At 29.4% G+C, this 17,539-nt stretch carries 22 protein-coding genes and 1 pseudogene; 16 read left to right on the plus strand and 7 right to left on the minus strand.

All coding sequences use genetic code 11. The features are described from left to right. A pseudogene (locus L8T90_RS03185) lies at nucleotides 1–574 on the minus strand (hypothetical protein); the annotation flags it as partial. Nucleotides 575–614: 40 nt separating this feature from the next. Beyond that, nucleotides 615–1,649, minus strand: coding sequence for a pseudaminic acid synthase (gene pseI, locus L8T90_RS03190; protein ID WP_263736706.1), 1,035 nt, complete (start codon nucleotides 1,647–1,649; stop codon nucleotides 615–617). A 111-nt stretch (nucleotides 1,650–1,760) separates the two neighbouring features. On the opposite strand from pseI, the gene L8T90_RS03195 reads away from it, so the two are divergent. Genes L8T90_RS03195 through L8T90_RS03205 form a run of 3 tightly spaced genes read left to right on the plus strand, consistent with a single transcriptional unit; the run spans nucleotide 1,761 to nucleotide 3,231 of the window. Next, nucleotides 1,761–2,183, plus strand: coding sequence for a hypothetical protein (locus L8T90_RS03195; protein ID WP_012660918.1), 423 nt, complete (start codon nucleotides 1,761–1,763; stop codon nucleotides 2,181–2,183). After that, entirely contained in the window at nucleotides 2,180–2,476 is a 297-nt protein-coding gene (gene fliN, locus L8T90_RS03200) for a flagellar motor switch protein FliN (protein WP_012660919.1), read from the plus strand. Before L8T90_RS03195 ends, fliN begins: the two co-directional genes overlap by 4 nt. Next, nucleotides 2,473–3,231 carry a hypothetical protein gene (locus L8T90_RS03205; RefSeq protein WP_263736707.1) on the plus strand — a complete coding sequence of 253 codons (759 nt, stop codon included), beginning with the start codon at nucleotides 2,473–2,475 and terminating at the stop codon, nucleotides 3,229–3,231. Before fliN ends, L8T90_RS03205 begins: the two co-directional genes overlap by 4 nt. Here the strand turns inward: L8T90_RS03205 and L8T90_RS03210 are convergent. From L8T90_RS03210 to plsY, 5 genes are all read right to left on the minus strand, one after another. Further along, entirely contained in the window at nucleotides 3,228–4,724 is a 1,497-nt protein-coding gene (locus L8T90_RS03210; RefSeq protein WP_263736708.1) for a Ppx/GppA phosphatase family protein, read from the minus strand. The two genes, L8T90_RS03205 and L8T90_RS03210, sit on opposite strands and share 4 nt — an antisense overlap. Next, on the minus strand, nucleotides 4,724–4,969 hold the full coding sequence (locus L8T90_RS03215) for a YfhL family 4Fe-4S dicluster ferredoxin (protein ID WP_012660922.1): 246 nt from the start codon (nucleotides 4,967–4,969) through the stop codon (nucleotides 4,724–4,726). The genes L8T90_RS03210 and L8T90_RS03215 overlap by 1 nt, the downstream gene beginning before the upstream one ends. Nucleotides 4,970–5,084: 115 nt before the next feature. After that, nucleotides 5,085–5,759: a homeostatic response regulator transcription factor HsrA gene (gene hsrA / locus L8T90_RS03220; protein ID WP_039667907.1), complete on the minus strand. Its 675-nt coding sequence runs from the start codon at nucleotides 5,757–5,759 to the stop codon at nucleotides 5,085–5,087. A 77-nt stretch (nucleotides 5,760–5,836) separates the two neighbouring features. Further along, nucleotides 5,837–6,154, minus strand: a complete 318-nt coding sequence (locus L8T90_RS03225) for a dihydroneopterin aldolase (RefSeq protein WP_173787072.1) — start codon at nucleotides 6,152–6,154, stop codon at nucleotides 5,837–5,839. Beyond that, the gene (gene plsY, locus L8T90_RS03230) at nucleotides 6,139–6,750 is read right to left on the minus strand and encodes a glycerol-3-phosphate 1-O-acyltransferase PlsY (RefSeq protein WP_263736709.1); all 612 of its coding nucleotides are present in this window, start codon (nucleotides 6,748–6,750) and stop codon (nucleotides 6,139–6,141) included. The genes L8T90_RS03225 and plsY overlap by 16 nt, the downstream gene beginning before the upstream one ends. Nucleotides 6,751–6,950: 200 nt before the next feature. On the opposite strand from plsY, the gene L8T90_RS03235 reads away from it, so the two are divergent. From L8T90_RS03235 to L8T90_RS03295, 13 genes are all read left to right on the plus strand, one after another. After that, on the plus strand, nucleotides 6,951–7,985 hold the full coding sequence (locus tag L8T90_RS03235; RefSeq protein ID WP_173787074.1) for a cytochrome-c peroxidase: 1,035 nt from the start codon (nucleotides 6,951–6,953) through the stop codon (nucleotides 7,983–7,985). Between the two features lie 95 nt (nucleotides 7,986–8,080). Next, a complete protein-coding gene (locus tag L8T90_RS03240) occupies nucleotides 8,081–9,427 on the plus strand; it encodes a COG3014 family protein (RefSeq protein WP_263736710.1) in 1,347 nt (448 codons plus the stop codon). Then, nucleotides 9,424–9,753, plus strand: a complete 330-nt coding sequence (locus L8T90_RS03245) for a YcfL family protein (RefSeq protein ID WP_263736711.1) — start codon at nucleotides 9,424–9,426, stop codon at nucleotides 9,751–9,753. The genes L8T90_RS03240 and L8T90_RS03245 overlap by 4 nt, the downstream gene beginning before the upstream one ends. Before the next feature lie 13 nt (nucleotides 9,754–9,766). Beyond that, nucleotides 9,767–10,396 carry a penicillin-binding protein activator LpoB gene (lpoB, locus tag L8T90_RS03250; protein ID WP_263724717.1) on the plus strand — a complete coding sequence of 210 codons (630 nt, stop codon included), beginning with the start codon at nucleotides 9,767–9,769 and terminating at the stop codon, nucleotides 10,394–10,396. Nucleotides 10,397–10,420: 24 nt separating this feature from the next. Beyond that, nucleotides 10,421–11,764 carry a DUF6844 domain-containing protein gene (locus L8T90_RS03255; protein ID WP_263736712.1) on the plus strand — a complete coding sequence of 448 codons (1,344 nt, stop codon included), beginning with the start codon at nucleotides 10,421–10,423 and terminating at the stop codon, nucleotides 11,762–11,764. Between the two features lie 9 nt (nucleotides 11,765–11,773). Continuing rightward, a complete protein-coding gene (locus tag L8T90_RS03260) occupies nucleotides 11,774–12,931 on the plus strand; it encodes an LPP20 family lipoprotein (RefSeq protein ID WP_263736713.1) in 1,158 nt (385 codons plus the stop codon). A gap of 124 nt (nucleotides 12,932–13,055) precedes the next feature. Continuing rightward, on the plus strand, nucleotides 13,056–13,364 hold the full coding sequence (rplU, locus tag L8T90_RS03265) for a 50S ribosomal protein L21 (protein WP_039617324.1): 309 nt from the start codon (nucleotides 13,056–13,058) through the stop codon (nucleotides 13,362–13,364). A 10-nt stretch (nucleotides 13,365–13,374) separates the two neighbouring features. After that, nucleotides 13,375–13,629 carry a 50S ribosomal protein L27 gene (gene rpmA, locus L8T90_RS03270; protein ID WP_002862355.1) on the plus strand — a complete coding sequence of 85 codons (255 nt, stop codon included), beginning with the start codon at nucleotides 13,375–13,377 and terminating at the stop codon, nucleotides 13,627–13,629. A gap of 95 nt (nucleotides 13,630–13,724) precedes the next feature. Beyond that, complete coding sequence (gene obgE, locus L8T90_RS03275; protein WP_087685080.1) at nucleotides 13,725–14,768, plus strand: GTPase ObgE; 1,044 nt, start codon at nucleotides 13,725–13,727, stop codon at nucleotides 14,766–14,768. Further along, nucleotides 14,768–15,235: a DUF6194 family protein gene (locus tag L8T90_RS03280; protein WP_263736714.1), complete on the plus strand. Its 468-nt coding sequence runs from the start codon at nucleotides 14,768–14,770 to the stop codon at nucleotides 15,233–15,235. Before obgE ends, L8T90_RS03280 begins: the two co-directional genes overlap by 1 nt. Next, the gene (gene fmt / locus L8T90_RS03285; RefSeq protein ID WP_263736715.1) at nucleotides 15,232–16,143 is read left to right on the plus strand and encodes a methionyl-tRNA formyltransferase; all 912 of its coding nucleotides are present in this window, start codon (nucleotides 15,232–15,234) and stop codon (nucleotides 16,141–16,143) included. Before L8T90_RS03280 ends, fmt begins: the two co-directional genes overlap by 4 nt. After that, a complete protein-coding gene (locus tag L8T90_RS03290; RefSeq protein WP_263667134.1) occupies nucleotides 16,124–16,759 on the plus strand; it encodes a biotin--[acetyl-CoA-carboxylase] ligase in 636 nt (211 codons plus the stop codon). Before fmt ends, L8T90_RS03290 begins: the two co-directional genes overlap by 20 nt. Beyond that, a complete protein-coding gene (locus tag L8T90_RS03295) occupies nucleotides 16,756–17,538 on the plus strand; it encodes a ParA family protein (protein ID WP_012660935.1) in 783 nt (260 codons plus the stop codon). Before L8T90_RS03290 ends, L8T90_RS03295 begins: the two co-directional genes overlap by 4 nt. Nucleotide 17,539: the final 1 nt, after the last annotated feature.

Raw genomic sequence — 17,539 nt, forward strand, 5'->3', positions numbered from 1 at the left:
CTGATGAATTACCTTGTCTAATAACCAAAGATTTTATACTCTCTATGCATAAAGAGTTGGTTGTGGTTATAGCATCTTCATAGTTTTCATAGAAATTTGATATTAAGAATAAATCATAAGTTTTTACAAAAAAGTGAATTTTTTCTTGTTCAAAAAAACGATAAAAAGTTAAAAAATTAATATCCTCATATAAATAAATATGAAGTCTTTTATTTTGTAAATCTTGACTAAAATCGCTTAAATGTAAAGCAATATATAAAAGTTCTATTTCAGGCTCTATAACACAAATATAATCTTTGAATGGATTTTTTAATAGTTCAAAAATTAATATACCATTGCCTATTCCAAAAAAAACTAAAAATGGATGTCTTTTATAATTTTGCTCATAAAAAGATAAATTATCTAAGGTATTTTGTACGCAAAATTGTTTTGTATTATGATCATAAATATCGTAGCTTTTTTCAAAAAGCTCAAATCTTTCATTTGATTTTACTTGTAAAATTTTGTCTGCTAAATTCGTATTGGTTTCTTTTAAGGCTTGTAAATTTTTAGAAAAATTAAGCTCAAGTAGCATTATAATCCTTTATTTATATTTTTTTAAGAAAAAGCATGAATTATTCCAAAAAATCTTCTTTTTTTAACGCTTGTCCAAATTCTATATCGCAACTTGCTTTTTTACCAAGTATGATAGGTAAAAATTTAGGATGTAAGCCTAGGTTTGGTCTTATGCTTTTTACATTATCTTGTGTAAAAACCTCACCTTTTTTTATATCTTTACTCGCATATAAGCTTCTTGCAAAATGACGATTTTTTAAGGTTTTATCATCTATTGTTAAGCTAGATTTGCCTAGTGCTTGCTCGCTCAAGCGTACCATGGAGCACATTTGCTTAAATTCGTCAAAATCAAGACTAAATTTAGCATCAGCACTATTTAAGCTTTTATCTAATATAAAATGTTTTTCTATGACTCTTGCTCCAAGAGCTACTGCTAAAGTAGGTGCCAAAAAACCCTCGCTATGATCGCTTAAGCCTACTATGGTTTTAAATTTTTCTTGTAAAGTTTTGATGGCGTTTAAATTTAAATCACAAATTTGTGAAGGATAAGCCGAAGTGCATTTAAGCAAAATTAGATTTGGGTTGTTTTCTTCTTGGAAAATTTTAACAACCATTTCAAGCTCTTCTTCATAAGCTATACCCGTAGAAACCAAAGTAGGTTTGTTTTCTTTTGCCACATAACGCACAAAATCATAATCATTTACTTCAAAAGAAGCGATTTTATAAGCTGGGGGATTAAATTGTTTTAAAAAATTCACATCCTCTTTAGAGAAAGGACTAGAAAAGCAGATTAGCCCTTCATTTTTGGCGCATTCAAAAAGTTTTTCATGCCATTCATAAGGCGTTTTAGCTTCTTCGTATAATTCGTATAGTTTACGTCCATGCCACAAACCACCTTCGATAATAAAATCTTTTTTGTCAGAATTTAGCGTTAAGCTATCTGGGGTATAGGTTTGAATTTTTATAGCATCAGCCCCTGCTTTTTTAGCTGCTTGTATGGTTTTTAAGGCCACTTCAAGGCTGTTTGCATGGTTGGCTGAAAGCTCGGCAATGATAAAAACTTTTTCATCTAAATTAAAATTTTCTATAAACATTAAAAGCCTTTTAGCAAATCAAAATTATAGTATTTTATATTTTAATTATTAATTATGATTAAAGGTTTATTTAGTAAAATAAATTTATTATAAGTTTATTAAGGAAAAGCTATGACTAAAACACTTGAGTATTCGATTTATCATTTTTTTGAGCATATTTTAAAATTAAAAATTTCACAAAAAAGCGTGATTAGAGGCGAGCTTTACGGGGCTTCTATACCTTTGTATTTTAAAGATGAGGAATATAGTTTTTATTTGTTTTTTCAAAAACAAGCTTTAAATGAAATTGCACAATTTTTATTGCATGAAGAATTAAAAGAAGATGGATTGGCAGATTTAGTTAAAGAAGTGGCCAATCAAATCATAGGCTATGCTAAAAAGCTACTTAATGATACTAATGGAAAAGATGAGTATCGTTTAGGTGTTCCTGAGTATTTAGGGCGTATTGATGGATTTTCAAAAATTAAACTCAAAGAAAAATTTACTTATGAAGTAAAAAATGCTTCCTTTAGAATAGGTTATAAAAAAATATGATAGAAGATCATTTAGGATTATTGCAATCTTATGAAGATATTTTAGACATTAGTGTTGATTTTGTTAGTGAGCTTGGCACGACTAATATGAGTGTGAGAGAACTCTTAAAGCTAGAAGTTGGTTCTGTGATAGATCTTGAAAAGCCAGCAGGCGAAAGTGTGGAGCTTTACTTGAATAAAAGAATTTTTGGAAAAGGTGAGGTAATGGTGTATGAAAAAAACCTTGCCATAAGAATTAATGAGATTTTAGATTCTAAATCAGTATTGCAGTATTTTAAAAAAGAATTGCAATGAAATTTATTTGGATTTTACTACTTGCTTTGCCTCTTTTTGGGGCAAAAATTCTTGATTATAATATCTATCCTAGAGAAGATAGGGTGGATATTACTTTTTCATTTGATATTCCTTATAAAGAAGGCATTAGTCAAAAGAGAAAAGGCGATATTATTATCTTTACACTAAATGCTCAAAGTGTTAAAGAAGAAGATAAGACGTTAAATTCTAGCATTATTAAAAAAATAAAAATTTTTTCAGAAGGTAAAAAAACTTTTATAGCCTTAAGTGTTGGCGATAAGATACAAATTAATGCAGATACGATTGGTGAATACGGATTAAGACTGCGCGCTCAAAAAGAAGGTGTGAATTTAGTAACTAAAAATAGCTTAGAAGAAAAAAATGAGGAGATAAAAATGCAAGAGTATGATTTTACAAATTATATTTTAGTTGTAAGTGTTTTGATACTTTTGCTTGTTGGACTTTGGTTTTTAAAAATGTATTTAAGACAAAAACATCCTTTAGATAGAAATTTTACTTTGATTTTTCAAAGACCACTTGATAGACATAACCAACTTGTAGTCTTTGAGTATGGCTTAAAACGCTATACTATGATCATAGGAAATTCTAATGTGGTATTAGAAACAAGTGAAGCTATGATGAAAAATGAGGAACAAAACAAAACATCCCAAAAACCAAAAGAAAAAGACTTTGATTCTTATTTTGAAGAAAATAAACAAAGATTGCAAAATTTACTTTTAAAACAAAATGCTTAATTAGATTGATTAAAAGCTAAAACAATAAGTTTTGGCTTTGAAATTTTTTTGATTTCTTCTCTTGAAAAATAAATTTGTTTTTTTGTTGAATAAATATATAAGGTATGATTTTTTAATGTAAAATCAAGATTTTCATCACTATCTTTAGCAAGTTTTTTTGCTAGTGCTAGAATAAAATTAAGCCAAGCTAATATATGGTTATTTGGTAATAATTCTTTAACATGTTCTATGGCAAGGGGGTTTATTTTTTTACCATTGGCTTTTAAAAGAGTTGCAATAAGCAAAATTTCTTTGTGTGAAAAGCCAAAGTTTAAGCCACTCATTGCCATATAGGCGCTATGTTCATTAGCAAAATAAAAATTAATTTTTTCACCTATATGGGCTAATTTAGCAGCGCTTAAAAGATCTTTTTTAAAATCTAAACTTATTTTGTGAATAGGTAAAAGTACATCAAATAATTTACTTGCAAAATAAGCACTTTTATCTTTATAATCAACACCAAAGCGATCTTGTAAGGATTTTAAACTTGGGTTGAAATTTGGCGGAAATTTGGCATTAAATTGCGAAAAGTCATTAGTGTCGTTTTTTATTTTGGCGTATTTTTGAAAAAGATTAGATAAAAACACGCCTTCTCTAACACCTACTGCAGAAGTGATGATATTTTTAGCTTTGAGTTTTTTAGCTAACGCTAAAAATATAACACAACCTTCTTTTATAGTATCAAAGCGATCTTTTTTGATATCAAAATCTGTTAAATTTTTTGCATTTTGAATTTTTTCTATATAATTTTTTTCTTTTTCAAAGCTGTAGCTGAAATTATGGATTATTTTTAAAGGATAGGAATTTTTTTTCATTATAGAATTTGACAATGCTCTTAAGCTTCCACCTATGGCAATAATATTTTCACTTTGAAAATGTTTTGGAACTTGCATTAGAGCTTCTTGTATGAATTGATCTAGAGCATTTAATCTTTTAGTATCATAAAAAATCTCTTTTAATCTTACAGTTCCTAGATCAAGCGAAATACAATCTATAATTTTACCCTCTTTAATCAAGCAAAGCTCGGTTGATCCTCCACCTATGTCTATGGTGGTGGCATTTTGAATATTTGATAGTAAATTTAACGCAGCAAGACCACCTAAAAATGATTCTGTTTTACCATTAATGCATTTTATGTTTAAACCTACATTTTTTGATATTCTAGTAATAAATTCTTTTGCATTAGGCGCATCTCTTAGCGCAGAAGTTCCAACAGCAATAATTTTCCTACATTTTTCTTTTACAGCTTTTTCTTTAAAATAAGCTAGTGCCTTCTCGGCCTTAAGCATGGCTTCTTCTTGGAGAATTTTGTTGTTATTATAAGCATTTTCTCCAAGTCTTACTTTCTTTTTGTGTTCACTGCAAATAAAAAAACCATATCTTGAGGTTCTTTCAAAAACAACCATACGAACGGAGTTAGAGCCAAGATCAATTACTGCTGTTTTTTTAGCCATTAAATATCTTTATTTTTATGTTTTAAGCGAAGCTCATCAATACTTTCTACATTATCAGGATCAGGTATGATACAATCTACTGGACAGGCCACTATACAGGCTGGTTCTGAAAATTCATTCACACATTCAGTACATAAATCAGGATCTATGACATAGATTGGATCATTATCATAAATTGCTTCATCTGGACATTCTTCTCTGCATGCATCACAGGATATACATTCTCTAGTGATTAAAAGTGACATACTTTTCCTTTTATTGATAATAAAGCAAACTTATACTATATAAAAACTTATAGCTAATTTAAAAAGAGATAAAAATATTTAATTTTTAGAATGATCAAATCATTCTAAAAATTTTTTAGTTAGTTTTTTTAGGAAAACAAAAGCGATATCCTCTGCGGCGCACAGTTTCTATAGTGGAAATATTAAGAGGTTTATCCATTTTTTGTCTTATTTGATTGATTGCAACTTCTATAACATTTGGAGTTACAAGTTCAGGTTCTTCCCAAATAGCATCTAAAAGTTGTTCTTTTGATACGATTTGATCAGAGTGCCTAGCAAGGTGAGTTAAAACTTCAAAAGGCTTTCCTTTTAACTCTATGTCTTTTCCTTGATAAGTGATTTTTTCTTCATCAGGATCAATCACTAAATCATCAATCTTAATCACATTTGTCCCGCCAAATCTAAGTCTAGCTTCGATTCTTGCCATTAAAATTTCAAAATCCAAAGGTTTTTTTATATAATCATCTGCTCCAGCTTTTAAAGCTTTGATTTCATTTTCTTTGTCTGCTTTTGTACACATTGTTACTATAGCAGTTCTTGGAGATTTTTGTTTGATAGCATTGATCAAATCGCTTGCATCATTATTACCTATAGTCCAATTTGATAATACTAAATCATAATGTCTAATACCTATAAAATACTCAGCGTCTTTAAAATTTTCTGAAGTGTCGCTTTGATAGCCAAACTCATTTAAAGTGTTTGATAAAGTTTTATTAAGCGATGCTTCATCTTCTACAACTAAAATACGCATTTTATTCCTTTGAAGATAGTTTTAGTGCAAAAGTATAACACAAATTAAGCAAATGTTCAAAATTCTTTAAAAAATTTTTAATATTTTTTGCTTAAACTAGCTCCAACGCACGCATTTTTGATGATATCGGGCTTATAACAAGTAATATTTATAAATTGAAGTTTTTTATGATGTTTTTTAATATCTTTGCATATATATTTTAAAGATTTTTCTATAGTCTTAAATTTTTTCTTTTTATAGATTTTTTCTATTCTAGTGCATAATTTTGCATAATCTAAAAATTTCTTACTTTTAGCTTCTAATTCTATTAGGACTTTTTGCTCTTGAATTCTTTCAAAATCCAAAAGCCCTATAATACATTTAAATTCTAAGCTAACTTTTATATGACTTTGCATTCTTGTTTTCCAATAAGCCTTAAAATATTTGGTATGTGTTTATAAACTACTATAAAAGCGATGATAAATATCGGCGCATGGGTATTAATCACAGGCATATCATAATGAAATATAAAAGAAGTTGCAATTAAAACAATTAAAGCTCCAAGTGAGGCTAAGCTTGAAATTTTAAATACCTTACCTATAATAAACCAAGCCAAAAGTGCACATATAATCTCAAAAGGTAAAAATACTGCTAAAACCCCAGCTCCAGTAGCTACTCCTTTGCCACCTTCAAATTTTAAATAAGGAGAAAAACAATGGCCAAATACTGCTAAAACCGCCATAGTCCATAAGATATTTTCATCATAGCCTAAAATTTTTGCTACTAATATAGGTACAATTCCTTTAAGTGCATCTAAGACAATTGTTGCAACAGCAAGTGTTTTGGCAAGCTTAGGATCGCTTTCTTTTACTACTCTTAAAACATTGGTAGCACCTATGCTTTTACTGCCCGCATTTTTGATATTTGTTTTGGCAAAAATTTGAGCTAGTAAAAGACCAAAAGGTATAGCACCTATAAGATAAGCTAAAAGATAAATTATTAAATTTTCCATTTACTTTCTATCCTAATTCTATAAAGATTTATAATAATGATAGCAAAAAACTCTGAAATAAATATTTAAGAGATATTTTATCCTATAATAATTTTTATTTTTAAATAGAAATTTTTTATTTTATTTAAAGAAAATTATAGATATATTTTCAATAAGTTTATTTTAAATAGGCTTTATTTTATCTTATTTAGGAGTGAATAATGAAAAAAATTTCATTATTAGTTGCATCATCATTATTAGTTGCATCAACTGCTTTTGCTAACGATAAAGCTTTGCTTGATGAAGCAAAAGCAGCAGGTTTAGCACCTTTGCCAAAGGATCAAGCAGGCGTTGAAAAACTATTAAAAGAAATGGGCGTTAAAGCTAGCAAGTTTTCTAAAGAAAAAGCTAATCTTGGTAAAAAGCTGTATTTTGAACCAAGACTTTCTAAAAGTGGTTTGATTTCTTGTAATACCTGTCACAACTTAGGTATGGGTGGTGCTGATGGTATAGCAGCAGCTGTAGGACACAAATGGACTGCTAATCCTCATCATTTAAATTCGCCAACAGTTTATAACTCTGTTTTAAATTCAACTCAATTTTGGGATGGTAGAGCAGGTACTTTAGCAGATCAAGCAAAAGGACCAATTGAGGCAGAGCCTGAAATGGCAACTCCTGCTAAATTAGCAGTAGAAAAAATTTCTTCTATGCCAGAATATGTTAAAGAATTTAAAAAAATATATGGTAATGATGGGGTAACTTTTGATAATATAGCAGATGCTATTGCTACATTTGAAAGAACACTTCTAACTCCATCTAAATTTGATAAATTCTTAGAAGGTGATACAAAAGCTTTAAGCAAAAAAGAAAAAGAAGGTTTAAAAACTTTCATCGATAAAGGCTGTACAGCTTGTCATACAGGAGTAAATTTAGGTGGTAGCATGCAAGCTTTCCAAGTGGCAGCTAAATATAAATTTGCAAATGTAGGTGATTTTAAAGGTGATGCAAATGGTTTAGTTAAAACTCCAACTTTAAGAAATATTGCCGAAACAGCTCCATACTTCCATAATGGCGCTATTTGGTCTTTACAAGATGCGATTAAAGAAATGGGTAGTGTGCAACTTGGCATAGAAATTTCTGACAAAGAAGCAGCTTCTATAGAAACTTTCTTACATGCTCTAACAGGTAAAAAACCAAGCATTACTTATCCTCAACTTCCAAAAGCTACTGAAAAAACTCCAAAACCAGAGCTTTAATTAAAATTTTCCCTAAAGATATTTCTTTGGGGAATGTTGTTTTTTGTTTATTTTTTATATATAATGCATTCTTAATTTTTAATTAGGAATTGGCTATGAAAAATAAAATTTTATTTAGTGTGATTGCATTAACAGCTATTTTATTTAGTGCGTGTGCTAATCATGCAAAAGTAAACAATGAATTAGAGCAAAAATTAACCCAAAAGATATGTTCTGATGAATTTTTTGCCCAAGAAATGACTAAGGTAGATAAAAAAGATGATCCAGTATATGTAGGATTAAATGCAGGTTTAATCGCAAAAAATTGTGGAGATTTTAATCTTAGTAATGAATTTTTTGATAAGGTTGAGGAATCTTATCAAGTTGATGTGGATTTAAGAAGTGGCGCTCAAAAAATTGCTAAAACAGCTGTAACTACATTAATAAATGATTCTATATTAGACTATGATGGCTCTTTATATGAAAGAATAATGGTTAATGTATATAAGGGTTTAAATTTTATGAGTGAGGGTGATTATAATAATGCAAGAGTGGAGTTTAAAAGAGCTTTATTGCGTCAAGATAGAGCAAAAGATTATTTTAAAACTCAAATTGCTAAAAATAAAGCAGAATTAGAAAAGGCCAAAAAAGAAGATCCAAATTTTAATAAAAATTTTAGTGAATCAACAAAACAAATAAATGCTCAATATGAAGTTTTGTTTGAAGAATTTTCAACAAGTAAAAATTTTACCAATCCTTATGCAACTTACTTAGCTTCGATTTTTTATTATATGAGCAAAGATTATACTTTAGCTAAAGATTTATTTAAAGAAATAAAGATTTTAAATCCAAAAAATAAAGAAATTAATAAAGAGTGGAAAGCAATTAGCAATGCTAAATCAAAAAATAAATATGTTTTTATTGTTTATGAGAATGGTTTTGGTGTGATAAAGGATGAGTTTAAATTAACTCTGCCTTTGATTTTAAATGACACTCTTACGACAACTTCTATTGCTCTACCTAAGCTAAAAAAAAGAAGCCAGTCTTTTGAGTATTTAAGTGTAAATGATACTAATACTACAAAATTAGTTGATTTGGATAATGTTGTAGCAAGCGAGTTTAAGTTCGAGCAACCATCAATAGTTACAAAAGCAATAGTTTCAGCTATCTTAAAAACTACTATCAATGCAGCAGTAGCTAATAATGACTCAACAGGAGGTTTTTTAAGCCTTGCTAGTGGTATCATGAATGCAGCAACTACTCAAGCTGATGTTAGATCTTGGAGAGGATTGCCACAAAGTATAGGAGTTGTTATGATTAAAAATACAGGTAAAATTATTATTAAAACTCCAAGTGATGATGTGTTATTTGAAAGACAGATTAATCCAAAGAAAAATGTATTGGTTGTAGTGCGTTCTTTTGCACCTAGTATTGCTCCAAGTATAAATATCATAGAAAAATGAAAAAGTTAATTTTTTTATTATTATTAAATTGTATGTTATTGGTTTCACAAGATGCTCTTGATGCAAATTTTAAACATACAAATGTAAAAAGTATAAAAGAAAGAATAAATAATGCAGGATTATTAGAAGTGCAGATTATTTTTTATAGTTCTGTTGATAAAAAGCTTTCTTATAAAATAGAATGGTTTGATAAGGATGGGTTTGTTATAAAAAATACTATTGATAAAAACTATAAAAATATAAGATTATTAGCTAAACAAGAGTATATTATACAAAATATAGCTAGTAATAAGGAAGCAAAAAAATATAAAATATATATTAAATAAAAAAGGATAAAAAATGCAAAAAATTAAAATTTTAACAAGTGTAGTGGCTATAGGTGTTTTATTTAGTGCGTGTATGCAACAACCTACTTATGTAGATGGAACTGCGGCAAAAGTAAAACAAGGCGATTCTTTAAGCATGGCTTTAACTGGTGAAGATTTTGACAATACAGCTAAAGAGATGTTAAATAGTTTGTTTAATTCAAGTTATGTTGTGAATAAAATAGGAAATTCAGGTAAGGCTATTGTGGCAGTTTATGATGTGGTAAATGATACAGCTTTAAGAATAGATACTAGAAATTTGACTGATTTGATGGTAGAAGAACTTATAAATTCAGGTAAATTTGCAGCTTCAGCTACTCAGGGCAATGATAGTGCTACTCAAAATAATATGGATGATGTAATGAGCGATAAAGATGATGATAGATATGATAAAGCTACGGTATCTAAAAATCATACGCAAATTAGCGCTTCTTTGACTTTACAGGGAAGAATTGGTCAGCAAAATATAAAATTAAGTAATGGTAAAACCCAAGTTGAATACTTTTTTGTTATGAAATTAGCTGAAAAGGGCAGTGGCTTGGTAGTATGGCAAAAAACTAATAGAATCAATAAACTAGGATCTAGTAAAACTGTAAGCTGGTAATATAAAACAACAAGGAAAGATATGATGAAAAAAAGATTTGTTATTGGATCATTATTGGTAGCGAGTTTTCTTTATGCTCAAGCAACTCCACAAGTTGAAATTACTCAAGAAGATATTAAAATTCAAAATGAAATGTCAGATGCTAGCTCTAAAGATATTACTCCAAAATCTTTAGATGATTTTTTTGAAGAATTTGCAGATAATTTTGGTATAGAATATGGTATTACAAAAGATGGAAAAACCTTTTATACGGGTAGAAGTGTAGTTGCGCTAAGCGATAGCGATCCTCAATTTGCTCAAGCTTTGCAAAATGCTTACCAAAAAGCTATGCTTAATTTACAGTCTGATTTTATTGAAGATGCCTTTGGAAGAATGGCAGTGAGTAAAATTCAAAATTACGAAGCTGATAATTCTACTAATGCAAAAGAATTTGAAGAACTACCAAAAGGAAGTGTTGTAGGGCAAATTTTTGATAAACTGGTTCAATTAAGTGGTGCAAAATTAGATAAAGCTTTGAGAGATTTGGGTATTAATGTAGAAGGTTTAACAGAGGAAAGAAAAAAGATTTTATTAAAAGAAGAGTTTCTTAATAAAACAATTACTAGTGCAGTTGGTTCAATGAGCGGTTTAATTCCTGTGCAAACTATAGTTACGCAAAGAAGAGGGCAATATGATATTGGTGTAATTGCAGTCGTTTCTAAAAAAACTCGTCAACTTGCTAAAGATATGTCTTTAGCGCGTCAAAGTAACATCAAAGGTAAAGGAAAAAATATCAACGAGTATTTACCAAAAGACAATAAAGGCTTTCTTAATGAATATGGTATTCGCTTAGTTTATGATGAAAAAGGTTCACCGGTTATTTTAAGCTATGGAAATTGGGGTTATATTGCTGATGCAAATAATGCCAAGAAGACAAATATATTAGAAGATAGGGCTAAAGATACAGCTTCAACTATGGCTGATGCAGCTATAATTGAATTTATCAATACAAATTTAAGTTTAAAAGATGAAAAAACTACAGGTGAAAGTTATGAAGAAATCATCAAGCAAAGCTTAAATATCAATGACAACACTACTCAAGAACAAATTCAAGATTTCACAAATATTGTAGAAAAAATCAATACAAAAATAAAAGCAAGTGCTAGCGGAAAAATCAAAGGCATAGGAACACTTAAAAGATGGAATTATACAAGCGAAAATGGTATAGAACATGTAGGTGTTGTAAGATTTTATTCTTATGATAATGTGGCAAATATTAACGAAGCTTTAAAATCAAATTCAAACACTAGTGTCCCAAAAACTGAACCTAAAAAGTCTTCTAATATACAAAGAAGTTCTAATGTTGTAAATGATATAGATGATTTTTAGGAAAAATTTATGAAGATATTACAAATTTGTATTTTGATTTTATGTTTTCATTTGAGTTTATATGCCAAAATAATCACCACAAGCACTACCAATTCAAGTATGGGCGAGGGTATAGGAGCTAGCAGAGAAGAGGCAATAAATAATGCCATAATAGAAGCTATTGGTAAATTAAATGGTGTTAATATTGACTCGACCAAGCAGTCTTTTGTCGCGGTAAATTCAAATAATAAAAAGACTAATATAGAAGATAGCTATAAAGAGCAAATCATAAAAGCTACAAAAGGCAGAGTTGATGCATATGAAATTGATAGTGTGGTTCAAGAAAACGATAAATACATAGCAAATGTAACCATTTTTAAAACTACTACTCATAAAAAATATCAAATACCAGGTTATAAGCCAGATAGTAGAAGAAGTATTACGGTATTTAATACCTCTTCTAAATACCAAGAGCTTGGAAATATTTTACAGCAAAAAATTATCACAGGTTTACTTCAAAGTAGGAAATTTAATGTTTTAGATAGAGATTCTAAAGGTTATTATGAAATGGAGAAAGCTTTGATAAATTCATCTAATACGCATAAAGATGAAATTTACAAACTTAAGAATGTTTTAGCTACTGATTATATTTTGTTATTTCATGTAGGTGGAGTAGATCTTAAAACCAAAGGAAATAAAAATAAAATAGATATTGTGGTGGATTATCGCGTGCTTTTATTTGCCACCAGACAAATTAAATTTTCAAATACTTTAACCATGTCAGCCTTTGTTAAAGGTGATTCTTTAGTAGCTAGTGAAAAGCTAAGTGAAAAAATTGCAAAGAAAATTTCAGATGATATTTTAAATGCTATTTATCCTTTAAAAGTTGCACAAGTTAGTAATAATGAAGTAGTCTTCTCGCAAACTTTGAGTAATGATGAAATCTATGAGTGTTATTCTTTAGGTGAAGTGATAAAGGATGCTTATACTAAAGAAAATACAGCAAGAATAGAAACAAAAAGTGGAAAGGTTCAAATTATCCGCTCAACACCAAAACTATCATATGCTAAAATTCTTGAAGGAAGTGTTAAAAAAGATGATGTTTGTAGGCCTTTAGATGAAGCTAATATGGGCGTGGAAAAACAACATAGTGTAAATCCAAATGGTACAGTAAATTTAGGTTGGTAATTAACCTAAATTTAAAATTATTTTGAGTATAATCTCAAGTTTTAACCACTAAAGCTTTTTAAATTTATGTTTTATGCATAATGCTTTATGGTGCTACCAAAATATTTTAAGAAAGGATAGCTGTATGTATGCTATTATAAAACACAGTGGAAAACAATACAGAGTAAGCCAAGGTGATGAGCTTAAACTAGATCGTTTTGAAGCTGAAGCAAAATCAAGCGTAGAAGTAAGTGAAGTTCTTGCTGTATGTGATAAAGAATTAAAGGTAGGTGCGCCGTTTGTTGCGGGTGCAAAAGTTGTTTTAGAAGTGATTGCTCATGGAAAAGACAAAAAAGTTGTGATTTATAAAAAAAGACGTAGAAAAGACTCAAAATTAAAACGCGGTTTTAGAAGACAATTTACTCGCGTTAGAGTAGTAGATATTAAAGCTTAAGGAGTAAAGAATGGCACACAAGAAAGGTCAAGGTTCAACTCAGAATAATCGTGATTCTATAGGTCGTCGTCTAGGTGTTAAAAAATTTGGTGGAGAGTTTGTTCGCGCTGGCAACATCATCATTCGCCAAAGAGGAACAGCAACTCATGCAGGTAATAATGTAGGCATGGGAAAAGACCATACAATTTTTGCTTTAATTGATGGTTTTGTAAAATTTGAAAGAAAAGATAAAAATAGAAAAAAAGTTTCTGTTTATCCTGCATAATTTAAAGGCTACTTTGTAGCCTTTTTCTTCTTTTTAATCTTAATATATTAAAAAAAATATAATATCATTTTAAAAATTTATACTTTGGTGATTGTATGTTTATAGATAATGTGAAATTAGTTTTAAGTTCAGGCAATGGTGGTAAAGGTGCTGTGAGTTTTCGCCGTGAAAAACATGTTCCACTTGGTGGACCTGATGGTGGTGATGGCGGAAATGGTGGTGATGTATATTTTATATGTGATAACAATACCCATACCCTAGCGCACTTTAAAGGCAAAAAAGAACTTAAAGCGCAAAATGGCCAGCCGGGTTTGGGCCGTAACAAAAATGGTAAAAGAGGGGAGAGCTTAGAATTAATCGTTCCTCAAGGCACTCAGGTAATTGATGCACAAAGTGGGGAAGTTTTGCTTGATATGCTAGTAGAAGGCCAAAAAGAACTCTTTTTAAAAGGTGGTAAAGGTGGTCTTGGTAATACTCACTTTAAAAACTCTACTAATCAACGCCCAGATTATGCCCAACCAGGCGTGGCAGGAAAAACCTTAAGCGTGCGTCTAGAGTTAAAACTCATAGCAGATGTTGGACTTGTAGGCTTTCCAAATGTAGGAAAATCTACTCTTATAAGCGTAGTATCTAATGCAAGACCTGAAATAGCTAATTATGAATTTACTACTTTAACTCCAAAACTTGGTATGGTTGAAGTAGATGATTATAATTCTTTTGTAATGGCAGATATTCCAGGTATTATAGAAGGTGCAAGCGATGGTAGGGGTTTGGGACTTGAGTTTTTAAGACACATAGAAAGAACTTCTTTTTTACTTTTTGTGCTTGATCCATTAAGAGATATGAGTTTAAAAGAACAATTTTGCATTTTAAGAAAAGAATTAGAAAAATTTTCAAGCAAACTTTATGCAAGAAATTTTGGCTTAATGCTTTCAAAAAGTGATAGTGTAAATTTAGGTGAGGAATTTGCACAAAAAATGGAAGATGATTATAATGAGTTAAAAGCTTATTTACAAAGTCAAAATAATCCACAAAGCTTTTTTATTAAAGTATCAAGCCTTGAAAAAACAGGTTTAAAAGAGCTTAAATTTATGCTTTTAGAAGAAGTTAAAAAAATTAGAAGTCAAAATAATCTTTGATGAGTGAAAAATTAACTATAGATTTTATCCAAGAATATATCAAGTCCAATTTTAAAGGTTTGGTATATAAATTTACCTATAAAGAACATAGCTTTTTTTATAATCCCGATAAGGTTTTAAAAAACGGAGTTTATTTTTGTACTATTAAAGAAAATGATGGCATAAATGATAAAGCTTCGAATTTAAATAGAGAAGGTGTGTTTCGTCTAAGTTGCTCTCTTTGTGATCAAGATTACCAAAATCTTTTTGGTCAAAAACCTAAAAAAGCTTTAAAGGGTGAGATTGTTAGTTTAAATTATGATTTTTCTATACTTGATCTTATCATGCCTCATCCAATTTATGCTTATATGGGATATATTTGTATTAACAATCCTTCAAGAAAAAATTTTGAAATTTTTAAAGATTATCTTGAGCTTTCATATCAAAAAGCTATAAAAACTTATCAAAAAAGGATAGCGGTACTATGAAAAATATCATTTTTATGGGAACTCCCTCTTATGCAACATGTATTTTAAAAGAGCTTGTCGATAAAGGATTTAATATCCAGGCTTTATTTACTCAACCTGATAAACCTGTGGGAAGAAAACAAATTTTAACTCCAAGTGATACTAAAAAATTTGTTTTAGAAAATAATTTAAATATAGAAATTTTCACTCCAAAAAGTTTAAAAGATGAAAACATAATCAATGAAATAAAAAGCCTAAAACCTGATTTTATAGTTGTTGCTGCTTATGGGAAGATTTTACCAAAAGAAATTTTAGATATTGCTCCTTGTATCAATTTACATGCTTCCTTGCTTCCTAAATATCGTGGTGCTTCACCTATACAAAGCGCTATTTTAAATGGAGATAAAATAAGCGGGGTTTGCACTATGCTTATGGAAGAAGGGCTTGATAGTGGTGCAATCTTAGAAAGTATAGAATGTGATATCGCAGGTAAAAATTCAGCTGAAGTTTTTATTATGCTTTCAAATTTAGCAGCTAAGCTTACTATTTCTACACTTTTGAATTTTGAAAAAATTATCCCAAAAAAGCAAGATGAAAGTTTAGTTACACATTGTAAAAAAATCAAAAAAGAAGATGGCTTGATTGCTTTAGATAATGCAAGTGAAATTTATCAAAAATTTCTAGCTTTTACACCTTGGCCTGGAATTTTTTTAGAAAATGGTATGAAATTTTTAGACATAGAATTAGTTGATAGTGAAAAGACTCAAAAACCAGGTGTGATTTTGCAAGTAGAAAAGGAAAGCTTTTTGCTTTCGTGTGCAAAAGGTATTTTAAGGATTAAAACTTTACAAGAAAGTGGAAAAAAAGCTTTAGATGCTAAGACTTATTTAAATGGAAAAAGGTTAAAACTTGGAGATAGTTTATTTTGATGAACTTGAATCAACTCAAGTTTATTTAAGTGATAAAATTCGCAGTGGAGAAATTATAGAAAATACAGCCATTTGTGCTTTTATCCAAAGTGCTGGTATAGGTAGTAGAGATAATACTTGGCAAAGTAAGCAAGGAAATTTACATGTATCTTTTTGTATAAAAACTCAAGAATTAGCACAAGATCTTCCTTTAGCTTCTGCTAGTATATATTTTGCATTTTTAATGAAAGAAGTATTGCAAAGACAAAATTCAAAAGTATGGATTAAATGGCCTAATGATTTTTATATAGAAGATAAAAAAATAGGCGGATTGATGAGTTCTAAAATCAATGATTTTTTGGTTGTAGGAATGGGGATTAATCTTAAATATGCTCCATTTAATGCTGAAATTTTAGACATAGAAGTAGATATAGCAAAACTTTTAAATGAGTATTTTTCTTATGTAGATGAGAAAATTTTATGGAAGAATATTTTTAGCAAGTATATGCTAGAATTTGAAAAATCAAGAAATTTTTTTATACATAATGAAGGTAAGATTTTATCTTTAAAAGATGCTTTGTTGTATAAAGATGGTTCTATATTGTTAGATAATAAAAGGATATATAGTTTAAGATGAGTGAAATAATAACTATTGCAAATCAAAAAGGTGGGGTAGGTAAAACTACTACCGCTATTAATCTAGCGGCTTCTTTAGCAGTAGCTGAAAAAAAGGTTCTTTTAATAGATATTGATCCACAAGCTAATGCTACAACAGGACTTGGTTTTAATAGAAGTAATTATGAATATAATATTTACCATGTTTTTATAGGTAGGAAAAAACTTTCTGAAATCATTTTAAAAACTGAGCTTCCGCAATTATATTTAGCTCCATCAAATATTTCTTTGGTTGGAATTGAGCAAGAAGTAGTAAAAGAAAGCGGAGAATATAGAACAATTTTAAGAGAAAAAATCAAAGAAATTGCCAAAGATTATGATTTTATTATCATTGACTCACCTCCTGCGCTTGGAAGCATTACAGTGAATGCTTTTGCAGCAAGTGATAGTGTTATTATCCCTATACAATGTGAGTTTTATGCACTTGAGGGCGTTGCGATGGTTTTAAACACTATTAAGTTTGTGAAAAAAACTATCAATCCAAAACTAAAAATAAAAGGCTTTTTGCCAACTATGTATAGCTCACAAAATAATCTTTCAAAAGATACTGTGGAAGATTTAAAGCAAAATTTCAAACAAAAGCTATTTAGAACAGGTGATAATGAAGATGATTTCATCATCATACCAAGAAATGTAAAACTTGCTGAAAGTCCAAGCTATGGAAAGCCTATTATACTTTATGATATAAAATCTCCAGGTTCAGTGGCATATCAAAATTTAGCACATTCTATATTAGGATAAA

The sequence above is a fragment of the Campylobacter sp. RKI_CA19_01121 genome (genome assembly GCF_025771295.1).
Classification (GTDB): domain Bacteria; phylum Campylobacterota; class Campylobacteria; order Campylobacterales; family Campylobacteraceae; genus Campylobacter_D.